This window comes from Actinoplanes sp. NBRC 101535 (assembly GCF_030269225.1).
In the GTDB taxonomy this organism is placed as follows: domain Bacteria; phylum Actinomycetota; class Actinomycetes; order Mycobacteriales; family Micromonosporaceae; genus Actinoplanes; species Actinoplanes rectilineatus.
Map to the genome: position 1 here is coordinate 584,183 of NZ_BSSY01000003.1, position 20,182 is coordinate 604,364.

The following is a 20,182-nucleotide window of genomic DNA, read 5'->3' on the forward strand; positions in this document are numbered from 1 at the left end:
GTAGTCCCCCGTGGATCCCGCTGGGTTGCATAGCCACAGCGGACAGTGAGGGTAAGCATTGTATGAACGTCAGTCAACATCGACATGAGCTGTGGTTATCCGGCTGCGGACCGCCGGGCGCGGAAGGCCGTCATGTTCATCCGGTTGCCGCATCGCACGCCGCAGAACCGCTTGGAGCCGTTGCGGGACAGGTCGATGAACAGGCCGGTGCAGTCGTCGGCCGCGCACACCCGCAGCCGGCCGGTCTCGTTCATCCGGATCACGTCGATCAGGGCCAGCGCGGCCTCGACCCTGATCCGTTCGGCGAGCGGCGCGCCGGGGTCGGTGGCGTGCAGGTGCCAGTCCTGGTCGTCGTGCCGGGTGAGGTAGGGCAGGGCGCGCGCCTCGCGCAGCATGGTGTTGACCGCCCGGACCGCGTCGTCACGATCCAGCACCCAGACGGCGCGCAGCGCGTCGCGGGCCTGCCGGACGTCGCGCAGTTCCGCCTCGTCATGGTCGATGCGCCCGGAGTAGGTGTACCGGGTCAGTAGATCGCTCAGGCCGTCGACGGTGTCCAGTTCGTCGCCGCCGGTGCGGGTGGCGCCGGGATCGGTGTTGGCGAGTGCCACGACGAAGGCGAGAGCCTCTTCGGTGTCAGGGGCTAAATGCAATTTGACTCCTCACACAGCCCACCCTAGCGTCAATGTTCGTGAAGGTCTCCACTTCCCCCATCGGGCTCGCCGCCGCGCTCGTCTCGGCCGCGACCTTCGCCACCTCCGGGGCGTTCATCAAACCCCTGCTGGAGGCCGGCTGGTCGCCGGCCGCCGCGGTCACCGCCCGGGCACTCGTCGCCGGGCTCCTCCTGCTGCCGATCGTGCTGTTCGCGCTGCGCGGACGCTGGGACGCACTACGGCGGGCCCGCGGCCGGATCCTCGGCATGGGCCTGATCGCCGTGGCGTTCACCCAGCTCGCCTACTTCGCGGCGATCCAGCGCATCCCGATCTCCACCGCCCTGCTGGTGGAATATCTGGCACCCCTGCTGCTGGTCCTCTGGGCCTGGGTGACCACCCGGCGCCTGCCCCGCCCAGCCGTGCTGGCCGGTTCGGTGCTGGCCATCGGCGGTCTGGTCCTGGTGATCGGCCCCGGCGCGCTGCAGGCGGTCGACCCGCTCGGCCTGCTGCTGGCGTTCGCCGCGGCGATCGGCTGCGCGGTCTACTTCGTGGTCGGCGCGCGCCCGGCCGACGGTCTGCCGCCGGTCGCCCTGGCCGGGGCCGGTCTGCTGCTCGGCGCGCTCGGGCTGGGCCTGGCCGGGCTGATCGGGCTGGTCCCGTTCACGGTCACCACCGGTGACGTGCACCTTCTCGACACGACCGCACCCTGGTGGGTGTCGCTGGCCGTGGTCGCGGTCTTCGGGACCGCCATCGCGTACGCCACCGGCATCTTCGGGTCCGGGCGGCTCGGGTCCCGGCTGGCGTCCTTCGTCGGCCTGCTCGAGGTGGTGTTCGCCTCGATCTTCGCCTGGCTGGTGCTGGGGGAGAGTCTCACGCCGCTGCAGATGGCCGGTGGGCTGCTCATCCTCGCCGGGATCGCGGCGATCCCTGCCGAACCGGTCGCGGTGCCGGCCGCGACTCCCGCTCACGCTCATTAGGGGGTACGCGGTGAGCCCGCGTCCTCTCATGCGTCCGGGATGATGACGACCTTGCCGGCGACGGTGCGGGACTCGGCGAGCGTCAGGGCGTCGGCCGTCGCCGAGAGCGGCATGGTGGCCGCCACCTGCGGGGTGATCACGCCCTCGCCGAGCAGCCGCAGCACCGCGGTCAGGTCCTCGCGCTGCTTCGCCCGGAACGCGGCGATGGTGAACCGGCGGCCGGCCCACAGGTTGTAGAAGTGGGCGCCCTTGCCGTTCGGCAGGTAGTTCCAGAGGGCGAGCCGGCTGAACAGCCGGATCGTCGGCCAGAAGTTGCCGCCCTCGTCCTCCTTGGTGGACGCGTTCCCGTACGCCACCAGCGTCCCGCCGGCCCGCAGAAGCCGCCACGACTCGTTCAGCCCCGGTCCGGCCACGTGGTCGAACACCGCGTCCACACCCTCCGGCGCCAGCGCGCGGATCGTGGCGTACAGCTCGGGGTCGCGGTAGTCCACCGGAGTCGCGCCCAGCGCCCGGACCGTGTCGTGGTGCCGCGCCGAGGCTGTGCCGATGACGGTGATCCCGGCGTGCCGGGCCAGCTGCACCAGCGTCGAGCCGACCCCGCCGTTGGCGCCGAGCACCACGATCGTCCCGCCCCGGCGCACCTCGGCCGTGCGGTGCAGCATCTGCCAGGCGGTCACCCCGTTGACGACGAGCGTCTCCACCGCGACCGGGTCCAGCCCGTCCGGCACCGGGATCAGGTCGGCCGCGTCGACCAGCAGGTGGCTCGCCCAGCCGCCGACCTTGGTGATCGCGGCGTATCGCCGGCCGGTCATGCCCGGGTCCACCCCGTCGCCGGTCGCGGTGACCGTGCCGACCATGTCGTAGCCCGGCACGAACGGGTAGGCGGGCTGGTCGTAGTAGCGGCCGCGGCGCATCTGCTGCTCGGCGAAGGAGACCCCGGTCGCCTCCATCCGGACCAGTGCCTGCCCGGCGGCGGGCGTGGGGGCGGGGCGCACGCTGAGCTGGAGACCGCTCGGCTCGACCTTGCCCGGCAGGACGATCTCGGTGATCTGACTGGTCATGACGTGCTCCCTCGTTCGGCTTCGACTTAAACTAACAGCCGTTAACTAACACTCGCAACCTTACGGGTGGAAGTTTTCAGTTGTAAGGTCATGGCATGGAGACGACGAAGACCGCCCGGACCCGCAACCGCCGAGGTGAGGGCGGCCGCCTGCGCGACGAGATCGTGGCCGCCGCGGTGGCCCTGCTCGACGAGTCCGACGACGAACGCGCGGTCACGCTGCGCTCGGTCGCGCGCAGGGCGGGCATCGCCGCACCCTCGATCTACGCCCACTTCCCGGACCAGCCGGCCATCATGCTGGCCGTCGCCCGCAGCGGGTTCGCCGAGCTGGAGCAGGCCCTGCGCGTCGCCGCCGACAGCACCACCGACCCGGTGCCGCGGCTGCTGGCCGTCTGCCGTGCCTACCTGGACTTCGCCCGGGAACGCCCGCAGCGCTACCGCACCCTCTTCGGCGGCCTTTGGAAACCCGCTGCTGATGCCTCGGTCACCGACGACGACCTGCGCGGACTGGGTGACGGCGCCCTGGGGCTACTGGCCGCCGCCCTGGCCGATTGCGTCGCCGTCGGTGCGTCCACCTGCGACGATCCGGGATCCGACGCGGTCGCCCTCTGGCTCGGGTTGCACGGCCTGGCTCATCAGCGGGCCGTGACTCGCGCCTTCCCCGGCCCGCCCGGCATCGACGACCGAATGATCGCCGCCCTGGCCCGTCTCGCGACTGTGATCCATGTCGCTCCGCGCAACGCAGGGTCCAGTTCGGACTAGCGCCCCAGCTGGCTGTATGTCACAGCGAACTTTGCGCAACCCGCGACCCCTCGTGTAGTGGCTGATGCGTTCCGTGATCTTCCGGATTGACTCTATGACCCCAGAACAGGTGCGTTCCTCTCGGTCGACCCGGAGATCGACGAGTACGACCCGCAACGTCTGCATCCATACGCCTACGCGAACAACAATCCGACCACCTTCTCTGACCCCGATGGCCTCTTCTGGGGTTCGATCAAGAACGGTCTGCAGAGGGCCGCCACGGGTGCTGCCAGCAATGCGATGTCGGCGGCAAAGTGGGTCGTGAACAACGCCGACACCATCTCCACGGTGGCCAGCACTGTTGCCATGGTGTCATCGGTGCTGCCGCCGCCCGCTCAGGTTGTCGCCGCGGCAGCTGGTGCAGTGGCGGCGGTCGCCGGAGCGATCGATACCGCGAACAGTTGTGTGACCGGCGGTGGTGGGGCTTGCGCCGCCGGGATCATGGGCATGGTTCCCGGTGTCCGTCAGGCCAAGAATGCGGTTCGGGGCGCAGGCGGCTTGGCGAAGGCAGCCAAAGAGGCCATCAAGGACCTGAATAAGCCTGGCCCGAAGGATCTCCTTGACGGACAGAGCTACGACGATCACATGGCGGTCCTCGGCAGCAGGACGAAGAAGGAGGCCGCAGCGGCAGGTACGGGGACGATCAGCGTTGCTGCTGTCTACGAGACGCGTGCTGGCGGGCGGTATCCCGGCTATACCGGCGAGATCCACCGAACCACGATGAAGGTTCCGCTGCCATTGCGTATCTATATGTGTCTTGTTCCTCGGAAGAGGACGAAGGATGTCCACTCCGGCTGCGCAGAGACCGCCTGCCTGGTGAAGGCCTATCGGCATGAGGGTATCCGAGGCCTTTTCGGGGGTAAGATGCGGGCAATGCGCATCCGGCCGAAGAACTCAACCGAAGGGCCCAGCTTCGCGATTCCGCTCTGTGCCTTGATGTGTCAGCCGCGACTACGCTGGCTCAGGATCAAGTGGGATCAGGTCAAATGAGCGACTCGAGCACACATTATGAGCTGAGCGATCAGCTGACCGAGGCTCTGACCGCTGCTGGCTGGAGTCCTGAGCGTCAAGTGGATACGATTTCCTGGGCTCGTGCGGTCGAGGCCGAGGGCATCCCCGTTTCCCCGGTCGCTCATGACTTCTGGCAGAGCTTCGGTGGCCTGAAGGTGCTGGGGCGAGGGCGATACAAGCCCCCCCTCGAACTCGACCCGACGGAGGCTCTTCACCTTTGGGATCCGCCGGAGCGATGGGAGTCCGAGTACCAGCAGTCGTTCTGTCCTATGGGCGTGTGGGACTCGCAGAACGGATTGTGGGTCGGCGATCGTGGACATGTCATGATCGTCTTCACGGAATTCCACGAGAGGGAGGTCGCGACCTCCCCGATGCAGGCGCTGGAGAGTCTGCTGGTCGGTGAACCGGGTCCGTGGAAGCGTTGGCTCGGCTCCGTTTCCAGACGATGGAACGGTTGATGCTCGACTGGGCTTCGATGGTTTCTCCAAGATCCTGATTTCGTTCTGCTGTTGACTGGTCTCACAGGCTTCCGGTGGGATTCTCGTCGACCATGCGAATGGCTCGGCCCTACCGTCCGCGAAATCATGGTGGATAGTAGGGCCGAGTCGTTGAAGACGAAACCGGCGGCCCCGTAGGCTGGGGCTTCTGGTTCAAGCTTCCCTCGGAGCACGCGCAGCGCGGCTGCGTAGATGCTTTCCTGCAGGCTGGGAGGGGCCGGATGTCGATGTGTTGACTAAGAAGGCGATATCGTGGATCAGCGTCCCGTATGGAGTGTGTCCTGCGAGATACTGCAGCAAGGCGCCGACCGTGACGTGGCGAGGCGGGCGGCCGTCGACCTGGCGCGGGTGGCCGTCGACGATGCGGTCGCCGTCTCGCCGGGTGCGGACGAGGTCGTGCGGGCGGTCCGCCGTGTGATCGAGGACGGGTGCCGGTGGCGGGCTGATGCCTACGGCATGTTGATGTACGTCCTGAACCACGCGTACGAATGGCGTTCGCTTCGGTTGATGCGGGATCGGTATCGGGGTGAGTTCGACGCGAGTATCGCGGAGGAGGAAGCGGTGTTCGAGGCCCTCGCCGGACTTGACGCCGTCGTCCGTGAGGAACTCGTCGACGATGATCCGGAGGTGCGGGCAATGGCATGTCTGCTTCTCGGTTCCATCTCCGGCCAGCCGGAACTCGACGCGGAGCTGGTGCGCATGCTGTTCGATGCGGAGACCGACGATCTGCTGCGCGGTTGTGCCGCCGAGTCGCTGGTCCGGCTCGGTGCCGACGGTGCCGAGTTCCTCGGAGACCCGGCGGCGGCGGTGCGCCAGCGGCTCGCCTGGTTCTACACCCGCTGGCCGCAGGGTCCACGGGTGAAATTCCTGGACGACGCTCTCCACGAGCGGATCAGCATTCTTCTGAGGGAGCACGCGCCACTCGACTGGAAGATACTGGCCGAGGAAGTCTGAGCGAGGTGTTGGGCGAGCAGGATTATGAGCAGTAACACGGGAGATGCGCCGGCCCGGATCGTCTGTGGACGGTCCGGGCCGGGGCGTTTCACGGTGTACTCGACCCGCGGGCGGGCAGCGGGTGGCTGTCGACGGTACCCGTACCTATGGCGGTGACGGTGACCTGCGTGAAGACCCGCTCGCGGATGCGGGAGAACGTCAGCCGTACCTTGTCGGACTTGTAGTTGCCGTCGCCGCACGACGGCAGGCAGGTGTTGATCCGGCGGACGCCGGTGGCGGCGCCGGTGCTCGGGGTGAGCTTGGTCCAGGTGAGGTCCGCGTAGAAGAGGTCCTTGTACGGCCGGATCTCCCGCGGTTTGACCTGGACGACCGATGTGCTGGCGTAGTCGACGACCACGCCCGGTCCGGTGGCGGCCGACGCGGGTGCGGCGATCCCGGTGGTGGCCGTCATGATCGCGCAGGTGGCGGCGCCGGCGAGTAGTGCTTCCTCGGTCGTGGCGCCAGGGCAAGGGCGAAGACCACCCCGATACCAGGGGTGGGTTCTGCCTGCCCCGCTGTCCGACGCTAGGAGTTTTTGAGTGAGTGCCTTCGGGACTCGTGAATCACCCACCACCCATGACCCGCAGTTCGCCCAACGGTGGCTTGTTCTGGCTGCTGTCGGCATCGCGCAGTTGATGGTGGTTCTGGACTCCACCATCATCAACATCGCACTGCCGTCGGCGCAGATCGACCTGGCCTTCAGCGACGGCAACCGCCAGTGGATCATCACGGCGTATGCGCTGGCCTTCGGTTCGCTGCTGTTGGCCGGCGGCCGGCTGGGGGACCTGTTCGGGCGCAAGCGGATGTTCGTCGCCGGCCTTCTCGGATTCGCCGTCGCGTCCGCGCTGGGCGGCGCCGCCGGCAGTTTCACCCTGCTCGTGATCTTCCGGGTCGGGCAGGGCGTCTTCGGCGCGATGCTCGCCCCCGCCGCGTTGGCGCTGCTCTCGACCACCTTCACCGACCCGCGGGAACGCGGTAAGGCGTTCGGCGTCTTCGGTGCCGTCGCCGGTGTCGGGCTGTTGCTCGGCGGGGTGCTGACCGAGTGGCTGTCCTGGCGCTGGTGCATGTATGTCAACCTGCTGTTCGCGCTGCCCGCCGCGGTCCTCGCGATCGTCGCCGTCCAGTCCCGGAGCGAGAAGCGGCACAAGGCCACGATCGACATTCCGGGTGTGGTGACCGCGACGCTCGGGCTGTTCCTGGTCGTCTTCGCGTTCTCGTCGGCGGAGACCCGTGGCTGGGACTCGCCGGTGACCATCGCGGCGCTGATCGGCGGCCCGGTGTTGCTGCTCGCGTTCGTCCTCATCGAGAAGCGGGTGGCGGCGCCGCTGCTTCCCCTGCATGTCGTCCGGCACGCCACCCGGGGCGGGTCGTACTTCGCGGTCGCGGCGCTGGGCATCGCCATGTTCGGTGCGACGTTGTTCCTCACCTACTACTTCCAGCAGAATCTGCACTACTCGCCGCTGCGTGCCGGGCTCGCGTTCCTGCCGCTCAACCTCACCATTCTTGTCGTCTCGGCGGTCACCGGCCGCAGTCTGCTGCCGAGGTTCGGCCCCCGCAACCTCATCGTCCTCGGCCTCGTCCTCGGCGCTGCCGGCATGGCGTCGCTCGCCCTGATCGATGTCGGCTCCGGCTACCTCAGTGTTCTGCCCGGGTTGTTCCTGATCGGGGTCTGTGCCGGACTTCTGTACTCGACGACGTTCGCCACGGGCACGCTCGGGGTGTCCTGGAACGACATGGGTGTCGCCTCCGCCATGATCAACACCGCGTCGCAGGTCGGTGGCTCGATCGGCATCGCCGTGCTGTCCACCGTCTTCGCCGATGCGTTCACCGACTTCGCCGCCGCGAACCCGGGCATGCCCGCTGAGGCGGGGATCCACGGTTACGGGGTCGTCTTCACGTGGGCGGCGGTCCTCACGCTGATCAGTGCCGCCATCGCCTTCGTGGTGATGCGCTCCGCGAAGGCCCCGATGTCCACGCTGGCCGGCGCGGACGTACCGGCGGGAGTCGCCGCGCACTGACGCCCCGGACGTCGACGTCGTCGTGGGGTGTGCGAACGGAAGATATACAGTTCCGCTCATCTGGGTGAAACAGCGGATTCATAGCGTGACGGCCATGGCCGACACCATCCCGGGCACACCCCACGAGGACCTGGTCGAAGCCGCCGGCATGCCGGTCGGCAGCGGCGTCATCAAACCCGAGTACGACCCCCGTCTGACCAACGAGGACCTGGCGCCGCTGAAGAAGCAGCACTGGGGCTCGTACAACATCTTTGCGTTCTGGATGTCCGATGTGCACAGCGTCGGCGGTTACGTGACGGCGGGCAGTCTGTTCGCGCTGGGGCTGTCCAGCTGGCAGGTGCTGGTCTCGCTGGTCGTGGGCATCACGATCGTCTACTTCTTCTGCAATCTGGTGGCGAAGCCGAGCCAGGTGACCGGCGTGCCCTATCCGGTGATCAACCGGGTGGCCTTCGGGGTGCTGGGCGCCAATCTTCCGGCGATCATCCGCGGGTTGATCGCGGTGGCCTGGTACGGCATTCAGACGTACCTCGCGTCTGCGGCCCTCGATGTCGTGCTTTTGAAACTGTGGCCGTCACTGATGCCCTATGCGGATGTGGACCAGTACGGTTTCCTGGGTCTTCCGTTGCTGGGCTGGTGCACCTACGCCCTGCTGTGGGTGTTGCAGGCGGCGGTATTCTGGACCGGAATGGAGTCGATCCGCAAGTTCATCGACTTCTGCGGACCGGCCGTCTACGTGGTGATGTTCGTGCTCACCGGCTACCTGATCTCGCAGGCCGGCTGGGGTGCGGTCGACCTGAACCTCGGTGAGGTGACGGTGACCGGCACGGATGCGATCCCGGTCATGCTCGGTGCGATCGCCCTGGTCGTCTCCTATTTCTCCGGCCCGATGCTGAACTTCGGTGACTTTTCGCGATATGGAAAGTCATTTCAAGCCGTGAAACGAGGCAACCTCCTCGGCCTGCCGGTCAACTTCCTGATGTTCAGCATCCTGACCGTCGTCACCGCGAGCCTCACCGTCCCGGTCTTCGGCGAGCTGATCACCGACCCGGTCGCGACCGTCGCCCGGATCGACTCCACCTTCGCGATCGTCCTCGGCGCGCTGACCTTCACGATCGCCACGATCGGCATCAACATCGTCGCGAACTTCATCTCCCCGGCGTTCGACTTCTCCAACGTCAGCCCGCAGAAGATCTCCTGGCGGGCCGGCGGGATGATCGCCGCGGTCGGGTCGGTGCTGATCACCCCGTGGAACCTCTACAACAACCCCGAGGTGATCCACTACACCCTCGAGACCCTCGGCGCGTTCATCGGACCGCTGTTCGGCGTCCTGATCGCCGACTACTACCTGATCCGCAGGCAGCAGGTCGACGTCGACGCCATGTTCACGATGGCGCCCACCGGAAAGTACTGGTACCGCAACGGCGTGAATCCGCCTGCCGTCATCGCCACCGCGGTCGGTGCCGCCGTCGCGGTGATCCCGGTGCTCGGGTCCATGAAGGACGTCGCCCAGTACAGCTGGTTCATCGGCTGTGCCCTCGGTTTCCTGATCCACATGGCGCTGGGGCGGAAGACCGTCTGATGCGCATCCGGGTCATCAATCCCAACACCACGGCGTCGATGACCACGCTGATCGAGGCGAGCGCCCGGGCCGTCGCCGGCCCGGGCGTCGTCGTCGAGGCGGTCACCCCGGCGATGGGCCCGGCCTCCATCGAGAGCCACTACGACGAGGCCCTGGCGGTGCCGGGCCTGCTGGCCGAGATCGCCGCGGGGGAGCGGTCCGGCTGCGACGGCTACGTCGTCGCCTGCTTCGGCGACCCCGGTCTGGACGCGGCCCGGGAGATCGCCGCCGGCCCGGTGGTGGGCATCGCCGAGGCCGCGATGCATGCGGCCTTGTTGGTCGGGCGCGGTTTCAGCGTGGTCACCTCCCTTTCTCGTACGGGGGGAAGAGCACGCGACCTGGCCACCCGCTATGCGCCGGCCGGAGCCTGCAGAGGGGTGCACGCCTGCGACATCCCGGTTCTGGAGCTGGAGCACGACCCCACGGTCCTGCCCCGGGTGGTGCGGCTCGCCCGGCACGCCCTCGAACGGGACGGCTCCGACGTGATCGTGCTCGGCTGTGCCGGGATGGCCGATCTGTGCCATCAGATCTCCGCCGAGGTGGGCGTTCCCGTGATCGACGGTGTGTCGGCCGCCACCGTTCTGGTCCAGTCCCTGGTCACGCTCGGTCTGTACACCTCGCGGCACGACGAATACGCTTCCCCGCCGGTCAAGGGATACACCGGTCTGCTCACCGATTTCGCGCGTCTCCCGTAATCGGTGCAACCCCTGTGACGCCCGGGTCGTCAGGGGTGTGTGAGAGCGAGGGAGGGGCTTCGGTGAAGGCCGAACGTGATGAGCAATTCCATCAGTTCGTCGTGTCACGGCGGGCACATCTGCTGCGTACGGCGACTCTGCTGACGGCGGGTGACGCCCACCTGGCGGAGGACCTGGTGCAGTCGACGCTGACCAAGCTGTACGTGGCCTGGCCGTCCTACCGGGGGGCCGACAACCCCGACGGTTACGTACGGCGGGTGATGGTCAACGCGTTGACGGACGAGCGGCGGCGCTGGTGGCGGCGCCGGGAACGGTCGATGGCCGAGATCCCGGACCGCCCCGCAGTCGAACGGTCGGCGGACGAGGCATCCGAGGGGCTGCGCGCGGCTCTGAAGGACCTGCCGCCACGGATGCGGGCGGCTGTCGTCTTCCGTTACTTCTACGACCTCGACGTCGCCGACACCGCCGACGCCCTCGGGTGCTCCGAGGGAACGGTGAAGAGCCAGACCGCGCGGGCTCTGGAGAAGTTGCGCGCGGCACTCGGCCGTCACACGTCACCAGTACTGAACTGATTCCGGGAGAGAGACCATGAAGAGTCTGCACGACGAGCTGGCGGGCATCGCCGGTCCGGAGATCCTGCCCACGCCGGACCAGGTCCACGCCGACCTGAGCCGGGGCCGTGGCGCCCTGCGCCGCCGTCGGCTGGCGCAGTCCGCCGCCGGTTCGGCCCTCGCGGTCGCCGTCGCCGCGGCGACGTTCGCCTTCACCACCACCGGCGGGCCGTCCGGCAACGGCGGCACGCTGGCCAACCCGCCGGCCACCTCGGCCGGGGTGTCCCTGTCGAGCTCGTTCGAGCTGGTCGCCTACAAGGGTGAGCAGTCGGCCGGGTTCTCGATCGACAAGGTGCCGGCCGGATTCGAGGTCCAGGGGGTCGACGAGACGACGCTGACCCTGTCGCCGCTCGGCGCCAAGCCGCGCAACAGCGCCGACCCGCTGGGCGACACCCCGGACACCGACCCGCACAGCTTCGTCGGCAAGGTCATGGTCGGGCTGCAGTCGGTCGACGAGAAGGGCACCCCGGAGGGCGGCGAGGCCGTCACGGTGAACGGTGTCGCCGGCAAGATCGTGAACAAGGGCGGCGAGGCCCGTACGTTGTACCTGCCGCAGCCGAACGGCGTGAACCTGCAGGTCCAGATGTGGGACAACATCGACTGGTCGACCGCGCAGGTCATCGAGTTCGCCGAGGGCATCCACGTGAACGAGAACGCGAAGCAGTCGCGCGGCTGACCGATCGCGGTCAGAACGGAAACAACCGGGTCCCGGGCACGCCAATTGCCCGGGACCCGGCGGCTCACCAGCCCCGTTCCCGCCACTCGCCCAGGTGCGGCCGCTCCGCCCCGAGCGTCGAGTCCTTGCCGTGCCCCGGGTAGAACCAGGTGTCGTCCGGGAACCGCCCGAACACCTTGGTCTCCACGTCGCCGATCAGCGATGCGAAGTTCTCCTTGTTCCCCCGCGTGTTACCGACGCCACCGGGGAAGAGGCTGTCGCCGGTGAAGAGATGTGCCCGGCCGCCGTCCGGTTCGCGGTACGCCAGGATGATCGAGCCCGGGGTGTGCCCGACCACGTGGATCACCTCCAGCGCGTGCGGCCCGATCTCGACCACGTCGCCGTCGCGCAGCGTGCCGCTCACCTCCGGGATGGCGGAGGCGTCGTCGGCGTGTGCCAGCGAGGCCGCCCCGGTCATCAGGACCACCTCCTCCAGCGCGGTCCAGTGGTCGCGGTGCTGGTGGGTGGTCACCACCGTGCGCAGGCCGTCCGGCCCGATCAGCTCCAGCAGCGTGCCGGCGTCGTTGGCCGCGTCGATCAGCAGCTGCTCGGTGCCGTGCCGCAGCAGGTAGGCGTTGTTGTCCATCGGGCCGACCGACACCTTGGTCAGGGTCAGCCCGCCGCCGAGGTCGCGGACCGCGGGCTCGCCCCCGGCCACCACGTCACCGGTGTAAATGCTCATCTCCACCTCGCGGGTTGCGGCAGGTCGCCGTCGGGGGTGACGGTCAGGTCGGCGCCGTCGGCGCGCCCGGTCAGCCAGGCCGCGATCGATTTCGCCGTACCGGTGATCACCGGGCCGTCCGCCGAGCCGATCACCGTCGCGTGCTCCACCCCGGCGGGCCGCAGCACCATGGCGGGCGTGCCCTCCGGCGGGTCACCGGCGATCTCGTAGAGCAGCCGCAGCGCGAACGCGTCCGGCCAGTCCACCGGGGTGTAGTCGCGTCCCAGGTCGACGTGGTGCACCTCGACCTCGCGCAGCCGCACCCAGGGCACCACCGCGGCCGACCGCTTCAACGGCGGCAGGTGGAACGTCCACGCCTCGGCCGGCATCGCGGCGGCCGCGTCGGCGAACCGCTCGTGCGCGGCCCGCAGATCCGCCACCTGCTCGGCGACCGGACGTCCGGCGCCCTCCTCGATCGCCGCCGCGCGGGCCTCGACCGAGGGGTAGAGCGGCGTCTCGACGCCGGTGCGGGCCCAGGTCAGCGCGTTGGTCAGTGCGTCGGCGTTGCGCGCCAGGTGGGTCAGCACGTGGCCGGCGGTCCAGCCGGGCAGCAGCGACGGCTCGCCGACGGCGTCGTCACCGAGGCCCTCCACGGCGCTCAGGAGCGTCGCCGTGGCGGCCTCCACATCGGTCATCAACACCAGCGGGTCGATCGTCACGAGACGACCCTAGCCGGTTCCGCAACCACGTCGTGGCCCGGCGAAGGCACCCGCGGCGGAATTCGCTTTCGCCGGGGTGACCACGGCCGTACCGTCGGTGCCAGACGCGACTCGAGATCGAACCCGCAGAAGGAGGTGAGGAGCGTGCAGTTGGATTCCGCGTCCCTTCTCCAGGGAGCTTTTGCCGTCTGACCCCAGACCGGCCACTCCCGTTATCGAAAACAAGGGTTCACATGTCGTACGACCTGTCCCAGCTCGGCTGGGACGACTTCTTCGCATCCTCCTACCGTCGTTTCGACCGGGCCGACACCGACGCGGGCCGGGTCCTCCGGGCCGACCGCGGCGTCTGCACCGTGCTGACCGCCTCCGGCGTGACCCGGGCCAGTCTCGGCGGTGGTGTCCTCATCGAGGGCGCCCGCGACCCGGCCGGCCTGCCCTGTGCCGGCGACTGGGTGGTGCTGCGGCGCTGGCCGGACCGGCGCACCACCCTCGAGCTGGTGCTGCCCCGGCGCACCACGCTGATCCGGCGCACCGCCGACAAGGACTCCACCGGTCAGGTCCTGGCCGCGAACATGGACACCGTGGCGGTGGTCGAGCCGATCCATCCCGAACCCGACGACGCCCGCGTCGAACGGCTGCTCTCCCTCGCCTGGGAGTCCGGCGCCGACCCGGTGCTCGTCCTCACCAAGAGCGACACCACGTCGGACCCCGCGGCGGTGGCCCGCCAGCTCGGCGAGCTCGCCCCGGGCGTGCCGGTCCTGCCGGTCAGCGTGACCGCCGGTTCCGGTCTCGACCGGCTGCGCGAGTTCGTCGGTCCCGGCCGCACCCTCGCGTTACTCGGGCGCTCCGGCGCCGGCAAGTCGACCCTGGCGAACGCCCTGGCCGGGACCACCGTGATGCCGGTCCAGGCGATCCGGGACGCGGACGGCAAGGGGCGGCACACCACGGCGTACCGCAATCTGGTTCCGGTGCCGGGAGGTGGTGCGGTGCTGGACACCCCGGGCATCCGGGGTGTCGGCCTGCTCGATACCGGCGGCGGGCTGGACCGGGCGTTCGCCGACGTGACCGGCCTGGCCGGCCGCTGCCGCTTCGGCGACTGCGCCCACGAGGGTGAGCCGGGATGCGCCGTGCAGGCCGCGCTCGCCGACGGTTCGCTGCCGCCACGGCGTCTGGCGAGCTGGCGCAAGCTGCGACACGAGGTCGAGGTGGAGAGCCGCCGTAAATCCGTGCGGATGGCACAGTCCGCCGGCCGGCGGGGACGCGGCTGACCGCGTACCCCATGGTCCCGGCCTGCCGGTGAGGTGCGAAAGCGCACGTCAATGGCCTCCTGTGAGGGAGGCCACCGGAAGGCGGCAATGCCGGGACCCGGGCGTCCCTCTGGCAGAATTCGGCCGGTGCGTGCGGCAGAGGACATCATCGAGGACCCCGTGACCACCCCCGAGGAGACGACCGGGACGTCGCGGCGCATGCCGTGGCGGCGGATCGACCTGTGGGTGTTCCTCGGGTTCCTGGCGCTCGCCGTGCTGGTGACCGTGCAGCTGTGGCTGGATCCGAACGGGCGGATCCTGGCCGGCAACGACGACGACCACGGCATCTTCCTGTTCATGCTGGCGCACGCCGAGCGGGTGGTGTTCGACGGCGCGGCGCTGTTCCACTCGGACAGCCTCAACGTGCCGGTCGGCGTGAACATGATGGCGAACACGTCGATCCTCGCCCTGGCCCTGCCGCTCGCCCCGGTGACGCACTTCCTCGGCGCCGGCGTCTCGGCGGCCCTGATCGTCACCGGTGGCCTGGCCGGCACCGCCGCCGCGTGGTACTGGGTGTTGTCCCGGCACCTGACCGACACCCGGCTCGCGGCCTGGATCGGCGGCCTGTGGTGCGGTTTCGCGCCCACCATGATCTCGCACGCCAACGGCCACCTGAACTTCGTCAGCAACTACCTGATCCCGTTCATCGTGTGGCAGGTGTTCCGGCTGCGCGAGCCCGGCCGGATCGTGCGCGGCGGGGTGATCCTGGCCCTGCTGATCGTGGCGCAGATCTTCATCAACGAGGAGGCGCTGCTCTTCACGGCGATGACCCTGGCCGTGTTCGTCGTGGTGTACGCGGTGTCCGAGCGGGCCACCGTGCGCGCGGTGTGGAAGCGTTTCGTCGCCGGTCTCGGCGTGGCGGCGGCCATCGCGGTGGCGTTGGCGGGTTACCCGCTGTGGTACCAGTTCTTCGCCCAGGGCAACTACCACGGGCAGCCGTTCGCGCCGACCGACTACGTCACCGACCTGGCGTCGCTCGCCGGTTTCGCCCGGCAGTCGCTGGCCGGCAACGCCGAGGTGACCCGGTTGATGAGTGTCAGCGCCACCGAGGACAACACCTTCTTCGGCCCGGCCGGCCTGATCCTGATCGTGGTCGCGGCGGTGATGCTGTGGCGGACCACGGCGCTGCGCGCGGCCACCGTGGCCGGCCTGGTGGTGCTGCTCATGTCGATGGGCCCGCAGCTGCGGGTGCTCGGCCACGACACCGGATTCCCGCTGCCGTTCGGTCTGATCAGTCACCTGCCGGTGATCAACCTGGTGAGTGTGACCCGGTTCGCGATGGTGCCGGCCACGATCGTGGGCGTCCTGCTGGCGTTCGCCGTCGACCGGATCCGCGACTACCCGGACAAGCGGCGGACCTGGTTCAAGGTCGGCCTGGTCCTGGCGCTGGTGCCGCTCTTCCCGAAGCCGCTGCCGGTGGTGCAGGGCGACCCGATCCCGGCGTTCATCGCCGACGGGACCTACCGCCAGTACACCGCCGGTGACCGCACCCTGGTCACCGTCCCGCTGCCGGACGTGACCACCGGGCGGACCGGCCAGCGGTGGGCGGCGCTCAACAACTTCGAGTACGCGACGCCGCGCGGCTACTTCATGGGGCCGGCCGACCCGGAGCGGGGCGACGACACCGGCTCCTGGAACGCGCCGCACCGGTTCACGTCGTACCTGTTGTGGGAGGTCCGGGAGTACGACCTGCGGCCGATCCTGACCGCGACGGACAAGGCGCGGATCACCGAGGACCTGGTCTACTGGCGGGCCGGCGTGATCGTGCTGGTCCCCGAGGGGCGTAACGTCCCGGCCCAGCGTGCGGTGCTCGTCCAGGCCCTCGGCCGGCCTCGACTGGTCGGCGGCGTGGAGATCTGGGACGTCCGCGATCTGCCTGTGCCCCCAAAGAGTGACGACTAATACGTCCGCTTTACGGGAATGTCCGGCAGGTGGAAGGCGCTGCACCGGGGCCGACAGAAAATGTCGTACCCCGTCGCTAGAGTGTCTGCGCTACTTCAAACACTTGTACGGAGAGGCTGGCAGTGGCCGACCGACTGACTATCCGTGGCGCCCGCGAGCACAACCTGCGTGACGTCTCACTTGACCTGCCCCGGGACGCGATGATCGTGTTCACCGGCCTGTCCGGGTCGGGCAAGTCCAGCCTCGCCTTCGACACGATCTTCGCGGAGGGCCAGCGGCGTTACGTGGAGTCGCTGTCCTCCTATGCGAGACAGTTCCTCGGCCAGATGGACAAGCCGGACGTCGACTTCATCGAGGGCCTGTCGCCGGCCGTCTCGATCGACCAGAAGTCGACGAACCGCAACCCGCGGTCGACCGTGGGCACGATCACCGAGGTCTACGACTACCTCCGTCTGCTGTTCGCCCGCACCGGCATCCCGCACTGCCCGGTCTGCGGTGAGCTGATCAGCAAGCAGACCCCGCAGCAGATCGTCGACCGGGTGCTGGCGATGCCCGAGGGCACCAGGTTCATGGTGCTCGCCCCGGTCGTGCGCGGCCGCAAGGGGGAATATGTCGACCTCTTCGCCGAGCTGCAGGCCAAGGGCTACGCGCGGGCCCGGGTCGACGGTGTGGTGCACCCGCTCACCGAGCCGCCCAAGCTGAAGAAGCAGGAGAAGCACACCATCGAGGTGGTGGTCGACCGGCTCAGCGTCAAGGCGTCGAGCAAGCAGCGGCTGACCGACTCGGTGGAGTCCGCGCTCGGCCTGGCGAGCGGCATCGTGCTGCTCGACTTCGTCGACCTGGCCGAGGACGACCCGGACCGCGAGCGTCTCTTCTCCGAACACCTGGCCTGCCCCAACGACCACCCGCTCGCCATCGAGGACCTCGAGCCCCGGGTGTTCTCCTTCAACGCGCCGTACGGCGCGTGCCCCGAGTGCACCGGCCTCGGCACCAAGAAGGAGGTCGACCCGGAGCTGATCATCCCGGACGAGGAGCGGAGCCTGCGCGAGGGCGCGATCCAGCCCTGGGCCGGCGGCACCACCCAGGAGTACTTCGTGCGCCTGCTCGAGGCGCTCGCCGCGGCGGAGAGCTTCAGCCTGGACGCACCGTGGCGTTCGCTGCCCACCCGGGTGCAGAAGACGATCCTGCACGGCGCCGAGGACCAGGTCCACGTGCGCTACCGCAACAAGTACGGCCGGGAGCGCTCCTACTACACCGGCTTCGAGGGCGTGGTGCAGTGGATCGAGCGGCGGCACAACGACACCGAGAGCGACTGGTCCCGCGACAAGTATGAGGGCTACATGCGGGACGTGCCGTGCAAGGTGTGCGGCGGCGCCCGGCTCAAGCCCGAGGTCCTCGCGGTCACGGTGGCCGGCCGGAGCATCGCCGAGGTCTGCAACCTTTCGGTGGGGGAGTGCGCCGAGTTGCTGGCCGGTCTGGAGCTCGACGACCGGCAGAAGATGATCGCCGAGCGGGTGCTCAAGGAGATCAACGCCCGGCTGCGGTTCCTGGTCGACGTCGGTCTGGACTACCTCTCGCTGGACCGGGGCGCGGGCACGCTCTCCGGCGGTGAGGCGCAGCGCATCCGGCTCGCGACCCAGATCGGGTCGGGCCTGGTCGGCGTCCTCTACGTCCTGGACGAGCCGTCGATCGGTCTGCACCAGCGTGACAACCACCGGCTGATCGAGACCCTGGTCCGGCTGCGCGACCTGGGCAACACGCTGATCGTGGTGGAGCACGACGAGGACACCATCCGGACAGCCGACTGGATCGTCGACATCGGCCCGGGCGCCGGCGAGCACGGCGGCAAGATCGTGCACTCCGGGACGGTCGAGGGCCTGCTCGCCAACGAGGAGTCCCCGACCGGTGCCTACCTGGCCGGCCGCAAGACGATCCCGGTGCCGCAGAGCCGCCGTCCGCAGACCGCCGGCCGTGAGGTCGTGGTGCACGGGGCCCGCGAGCACAACCTGCGCAACCTGACCGTGCCGTTCCCGCTGGGCCAGTTCATCGCGGTCACCGGGGTCAGCGGCTCGGGCAAGTCGACGCTGGTCAACGACATCCTGCACACGGTGCTGGCCAACCAGGTCAACCGGGCCCGCCTGGTGCCCGGCCGGCACACCCGGATCACCGGCATCGACAACGTGGACAAGGTCGTCGGCGTCGACCAGTCACCGATCGGCCGGACCCCGCGATCCAACCCGGCCACGTACACCGGTGTCTTCGATCATGTCCGCAAGTTGTTCGCGGAGACCGCCGAGGCGAAGGTCCGGGGGTACGGCCCCGGCCGGTTCTCCTTCAACGTCAAGGGCGGTCGCTGCGAGAACTGCTCGGGCGACGGCACGATCAAGATCGAGATGAACTTCCTCCCGGACGTCTACGTCCCCTGCGAGGTCTGCAAGGGCGCCCGGTACAACCGGGAGACGCTGGAGGTGCGGTACAAGGGCAAGACCATCTCCGAGGTGCTGGAGATGCCGATCGAGGAGGGTGCGGAGTTCTTCTCGGCGCTGCCGGCGATCCACCGGCACCTACGGACGCTCGTCGACGTCGGTCTGGGTTACGTGCGGCTGGGACAGCCGGCCACCACGCTCTCCGGCGGTGAGGCGCAGCGGGTGAAGCTCGCCTCCGAGCTGCAGAAACGGTCCACCGGCCGGACGGTCTACGTGCTGGACGAGCCGACGACGGGTCTGCACTTCGAGGACATCCGCAAGCTGCTGATCGTGCTCAACGGCCTGGTCGACAAGGGCAACACGGTGATCACCATCGAGCACAACCTCGACGTGATCAAGACCGCGGACTGGCTGATCGACATGGGTCCGGAGGGCGGTCACAAGGGCGGCATGGTGCTGGCCACCGGCAGTCCGGAGGAGCTCGCCGAGGTGGGCGAGAGCCACACGGGCCAGTTCCTGCGGCACGTGCTCGGTCTCAAGGGGGAGCCGGCCGGATCGGCCGCGGCCACCGCGCGGGCGGCGAAGGCGAACGGCGCGAAGACCCGGGCGACGAAGTCCCGGGCCAAGGCATCGGCATAGTGCACGCAGGCGCCGGCATGGTGCACCGGGGTGTCGACATAGAGCACCGTCAAGGTGTGTTACTAAAAATAGTCTAAGAACCTGTACAGCAGGTTCTCAGGTGACTCAAAGCAACCGGGCACGGTCGAGCATCTAGTCTCGATCGGGCCCGGCTTTGTTTGTAACGGCAAGCAAACGACGCCGGGCGATTGCGTACGAACCGGGATCGAACAGCCTCGTGACGTTCGATATTTCCGCCGCACGCGCTGAACTGATGACGGTGGCAGGCCCGTATGTACAGGCGACTCCGTGTGACATACGAGCGGAAACAGGTAGTGGGGAGCGACGAGATGACTGACGTGCAGATCCGGCCCGAGGTCGAGGCCAAGCAGGAGAACGCAGCGGGGACGTGCTGCTCGTCACGCCGGGCCGTCCTGCTGGGTGCGGGCGCCGCCGGCGCGACCGCGGTCCTCGCCGCGTGTGGCACGTCCACCGACAGCAACCCGAACGGCACCGACTTCGCCAACGACCCGGCCCCGGCCGGCAGCGCGGCGGCCCCGGGCGGCGCCGACAGCACCAGCGGCACCGGCTCGAGCGGTGGCACCGCGCTCGTCGCGGCGGCCGACGTCTCCGTCGGCAGCGGCGTGATCCTGGACAACTACGTGGTCACCCAGCCGACCAAGGGCACCTTCAAGGCGTTCAGCAAGGTCTGCACCCACCAGGGCTGCGACGTGACCGAGATCGAGGACGGCGAGATCATCTGTAAGTGCCACAACGCGCACTACTCGATCAAGGACGGCTCGCCGACCTCCGGCCCGGCCAAGTCGCCGCTCGAGGCCACCAAGGTGAAGCTGGACGGCGACCAGGTCGTCACCGCCTGATCGGGTCACCCCCGTGTGGGCC

Annotated in this window: 19 protein-coding genes and 1 pseudogene; 15 read left to right on the top strand and 5 right to left on the bottom strand. The window is 68.8% G+C overall.

What is annotated here, in order from left to right:
- Positions 1 to 95: 95 nt before the first annotated feature.
- Entirely contained in the window at positions 96 to 650 is a 555-nt protein-coding gene (locus tag QSK32_RS11625; RefSeq protein WP_083448883.1) for a CGNR zinc finger domain-containing protein, read from the bottom strand.
- Between the two features lie 38 nt (positions 651 to 688).
- Here QSK32_RS11625 and QSK32_RS11630 point away from each other — a divergent pair, with 38 nt between their 5' ends.
- Entirely contained in the window at positions 689 to 1,627 is a 939-nt protein-coding gene (locus QSK32_RS11630; protein ID WP_052720278.1) for an EamA family transporter, read from the top strand.
- Between the two features lie 26 nt (positions 1,628 to 1,653).
- Here the strand turns inward: QSK32_RS11630 and QSK32_RS45710 are convergent, their stop codons facing one another.
- Positions 1,654 to 2,688, bottom strand: coding sequence for a medium chain dehydrogenase/reductase family protein (locus tag QSK32_RS45710; protein ID WP_045741276.1), 1,035 nt, complete (start codon positions 2,686 to 2,688; stop codon positions 1,654 to 1,656).
- Between the two features lie 95 nt (positions 2,689 to 2,783).
- On the opposite strand from QSK32_RS45710, the gene QSK32_RS11640 reads away from it, so the two are divergent.
- From QSK32_RS11640 to QSK32_RS11655, 5 genes and pseudogenes are all read left to right on the top strand, one after another.
- Positions 2,784 to 3,449 (top strand): TetR/AcrR family transcriptional regulator, encoded by a 666-nt coding sequence (locus QSK32_RS11640; protein ID WP_285471864.1) that lies wholly within the window; start codon positions 2,784 to 2,786, stop codon positions 3,447 to 3,449.
- Positions 3,450 to 3,554: 105 nt separating this feature from the next.
- A pseudogene (locus tag QSK32_RS45490) lies at positions 3,555 to 3,656 on the top strand (RHS repeat-associated core domain-containing protein); the annotation flags it as partial.
- Positions 3,657 to 3,749: 93 nt separating this feature from the next.
- Positions 3,750 to 4,478, top strand: a complete 729-nt coding sequence (locus QSK32_RS11645) for a hypothetical protein (RefSeq protein WP_285471865.1) — start codon at positions 3,750 to 3,752, stop codon at positions 4,476 to 4,478.
- On the top strand, positions 4,475 to 4,957 hold the full coding sequence (locus QSK32_RS11650) for an SUKH-3 domain-containing protein (RefSeq protein WP_285471866.1): 483 nt from the start codon (positions 4,475 to 4,477) through the stop codon (positions 4,955 to 4,957). The genes QSK32_RS11645 and QSK32_RS11650 overlap by 4 nt, the downstream gene beginning before the upstream one ends.
- A gap of 435 nt (positions 4,958 to 5,392) precedes the next feature.
- Positions 5,393 to 5,950, top strand: coding sequence for a HEAT repeat domain-containing protein (locus QSK32_RS11655; RefSeq protein ID WP_285471867.1), 558 nt, complete (start codon positions 5,393 to 5,395; stop codon positions 5,948 to 5,950).
- 88 nt (positions 5,951 to 6,038) lie between these two features.
- Here QSK32_RS11655 and QSK32_RS11660 read toward each other — a convergent pair whose 3' ends face one another.
- On the bottom strand, positions 6,039 to 6,401 hold the full coding sequence (locus tag QSK32_RS11660; protein ID WP_285471868.1) for a hypothetical protein: 363 nt from the start codon (positions 6,399 to 6,401) through the stop codon (positions 6,039 to 6,041).
- Between the two features lie 127 nt (positions 6,402 to 6,528).
- On the opposite strand from QSK32_RS11660, the gene QSK32_RS11665 reads away from it, so the two are divergent.
- From QSK32_RS11665 to QSK32_RS11685, 5 genes are all read left to right on the top strand, one after another.
- Positions 6,529 to 8,007: an MFS transporter gene (locus QSK32_RS11665; RefSeq protein WP_285471869.1), complete on the top strand. Its 1,479-nt coding sequence runs from the start codon at positions 6,529 to 6,531 to the stop codon at positions 8,005 to 8,007.
- A 94-nt stretch (positions 8,008 to 8,101) separates the two neighbouring features.
- On the top strand, positions 8,102 to 9,586 hold the full coding sequence (locus tag QSK32_RS11670) for an NCS1 family nucleobase:cation symporter-1 (protein ID WP_285471870.1): 1,485 nt from the start codon (positions 8,102 to 8,104) through the stop codon (positions 9,584 to 9,586).
- Positions 9,586 to 10,320, top strand: coding sequence for an aspartate/glutamate racemase family protein (locus QSK32_RS11675; protein WP_285471871.1), 735 nt, complete (start codon positions 9,586 to 9,588; stop codon positions 10,318 to 10,320). The genes QSK32_RS11670 and QSK32_RS11675 overlap by 1 nt, the downstream gene beginning before the upstream one ends.
- Positions 10,321 to 10,382: 62 nt before the next feature.
- Positions 10,383 to 10,892 (top strand): SigE family RNA polymerase sigma factor, encoded by a 510-nt coding sequence (locus QSK32_RS11680; protein WP_285471872.1) that lies wholly within the window; start codon positions 10,383 to 10,385, stop codon positions 10,890 to 10,892.
- Positions 10,893 to 10,908: 16 nt separating this feature from the next.
- Entirely contained in the window at positions 10,909 to 11,607 is a 699-nt protein-coding gene (locus tag QSK32_RS11685; RefSeq protein WP_045741268.1) for a hypothetical protein, read from the top strand.
- A 64-nt stretch (positions 11,608 to 11,671) separates the two neighbouring features.
- Here QSK32_RS11685 and QSK32_RS11690 read toward each other — a convergent pair whose 3' ends face one another.
- Both QSK32_RS11690 and QSK32_RS11695 read right to left on the bottom strand, forming a co-directional pair.
- Positions 11,672 to 12,328, bottom strand: coding sequence for an MBL fold metallo-hydrolase (locus QSK32_RS11690; RefSeq protein WP_285471873.1), 657 nt, complete (start codon positions 12,326 to 12,328; stop codon positions 11,672 to 11,674).
- Positions 12,325 to 13,026: a maleylpyruvate isomerase family mycothiol-dependent enzyme gene (locus QSK32_RS11695; RefSeq protein WP_045741267.1), complete on the bottom strand. Its 702-nt coding sequence runs from the start codon at positions 13,024 to 13,026 to the stop codon at positions 12,325 to 12,327. Before QSK32_RS11695 ends, QSK32_RS11690 begins: the two co-directional genes overlap by 4 nt.
- Positions 13,027 to 13,259: 233 nt before the next feature.
- Between QSK32_RS11695 and rsgA the strand changes: the two genes are divergently transcribed.
- The 4 genes from rsgA (at position 13,260) to QSK32_RS11715 (ending at position 20,160) form a co-directional block, all read left to right on the top strand.
- Positions 13,260 to 14,294, top strand: a complete 1,035-nt coding sequence (gene rsgA, locus QSK32_RS11700; protein WP_285471874.1) for a ribosome small subunit-dependent GTPase A — start codon at positions 13,260 to 13,262, stop codon at positions 14,292 to 14,294.
- Between the two features lie 126 nt (positions 14,295 to 14,420).
- Complete coding sequence (locus tag QSK32_RS11705) at positions 14,421 to 16,235, top strand: DUF6311 domain-containing protein (protein ID WP_285471875.1); 1,815 nt, start codon at positions 14,421 to 14,423, stop codon at positions 16,233 to 16,235.
- Between the two features lie 122 nt (positions 16,236 to 16,357).
- Positions 16,358 to 19,300 carry an excinuclease ABC subunit UvrA gene (gene uvrA, locus QSK32_RS11710; protein ID WP_045741264.1) on the top strand — a complete coding sequence of 981 codons (2,943 nt, stop codon included), beginning with the start codon at positions 16,358 to 16,360 and terminating at the stop codon, positions 19,298 to 19,300.
- A 329-nt stretch (positions 19,301 to 19,629) separates the two neighbouring features.
- Positions 19,630 to 20,160 (top strand): Rieske (2Fe-2S) protein, encoded by a 531-nt coding sequence (locus QSK32_RS11715; protein ID WP_052720277.1) that lies wholly within the window; start codon positions 19,630 to 19,632, stop codon positions 20,158 to 20,160.
- Positions 20,161 to 20,182: the final 22 nt, after the last annotated feature.

Coding starts and splice junctions, on each gene's coding strand:
- QSK32_RS11685 (WP_045741268.1), top strand. CDS start 10,909: ATGAAGAGTCTGCACGACGAGCTGGCGGGCATCGCCGGTCCGGAGATC.
- rsgA (WP_285471874.1), top strand. CDS start 13,260: ATGTCGTACGACCTGTCCCAGCTCGGCTGGGACGACTTCTTCGCATCC.
- QSK32_RS11675 (WP_285471871.1), top strand. CDS start 9,586: ATGCGCATCCGGGTCATCAATCCCAACACCACGGCGTCGATGACCACG.
- QSK32_RS11715 (WP_052720277.1), top strand. CDS start 19,630: ATGACTGACGTGCAGATCCGGCCCGAGGTCGAGGCCAAGCAGGAGAAC.
- QSK32_RS11690 (WP_285471873.1), bottom strand. CDS start 12,328: ATGAGCATTTACACCGGTGACGTGGTGGCCGGGGGCGAGCCCGCGGTC.
- QSK32_RS11670 (WP_285471870.1), top strand. CDS start 8,102: ATGGCCGACACCATCCCGGGCACACCCCACGAGGACCTGGTCGAAGCC.
- QSK32_RS11660 (WP_285471868.1), bottom strand. CDS start 6,401: ATGACGGCCACCACCGGGATCGCCGCACCCGCGTCGGCCGCCACCGGA.
- QSK32_RS11640 (WP_285471864.1), top strand. CDS start 2,784: ATGGAGACGACGAAGACCGCCCGGACCCGCAACCGCCGAGGTGAGGGC.
- QSK32_RS11650 (WP_285471866.1), top strand. CDS start 4,475: ATGAGCGACTCGAGCACACATTATGAGCTGAGCGATCAGCTGACCGAG.
- QSK32_RS45710 (WP_045741276.1), bottom strand. CDS start 2,688: ATGACCAGTCAGATCACCGAGATCGTCCTGCCGGGCAAGGTCGAGCCG.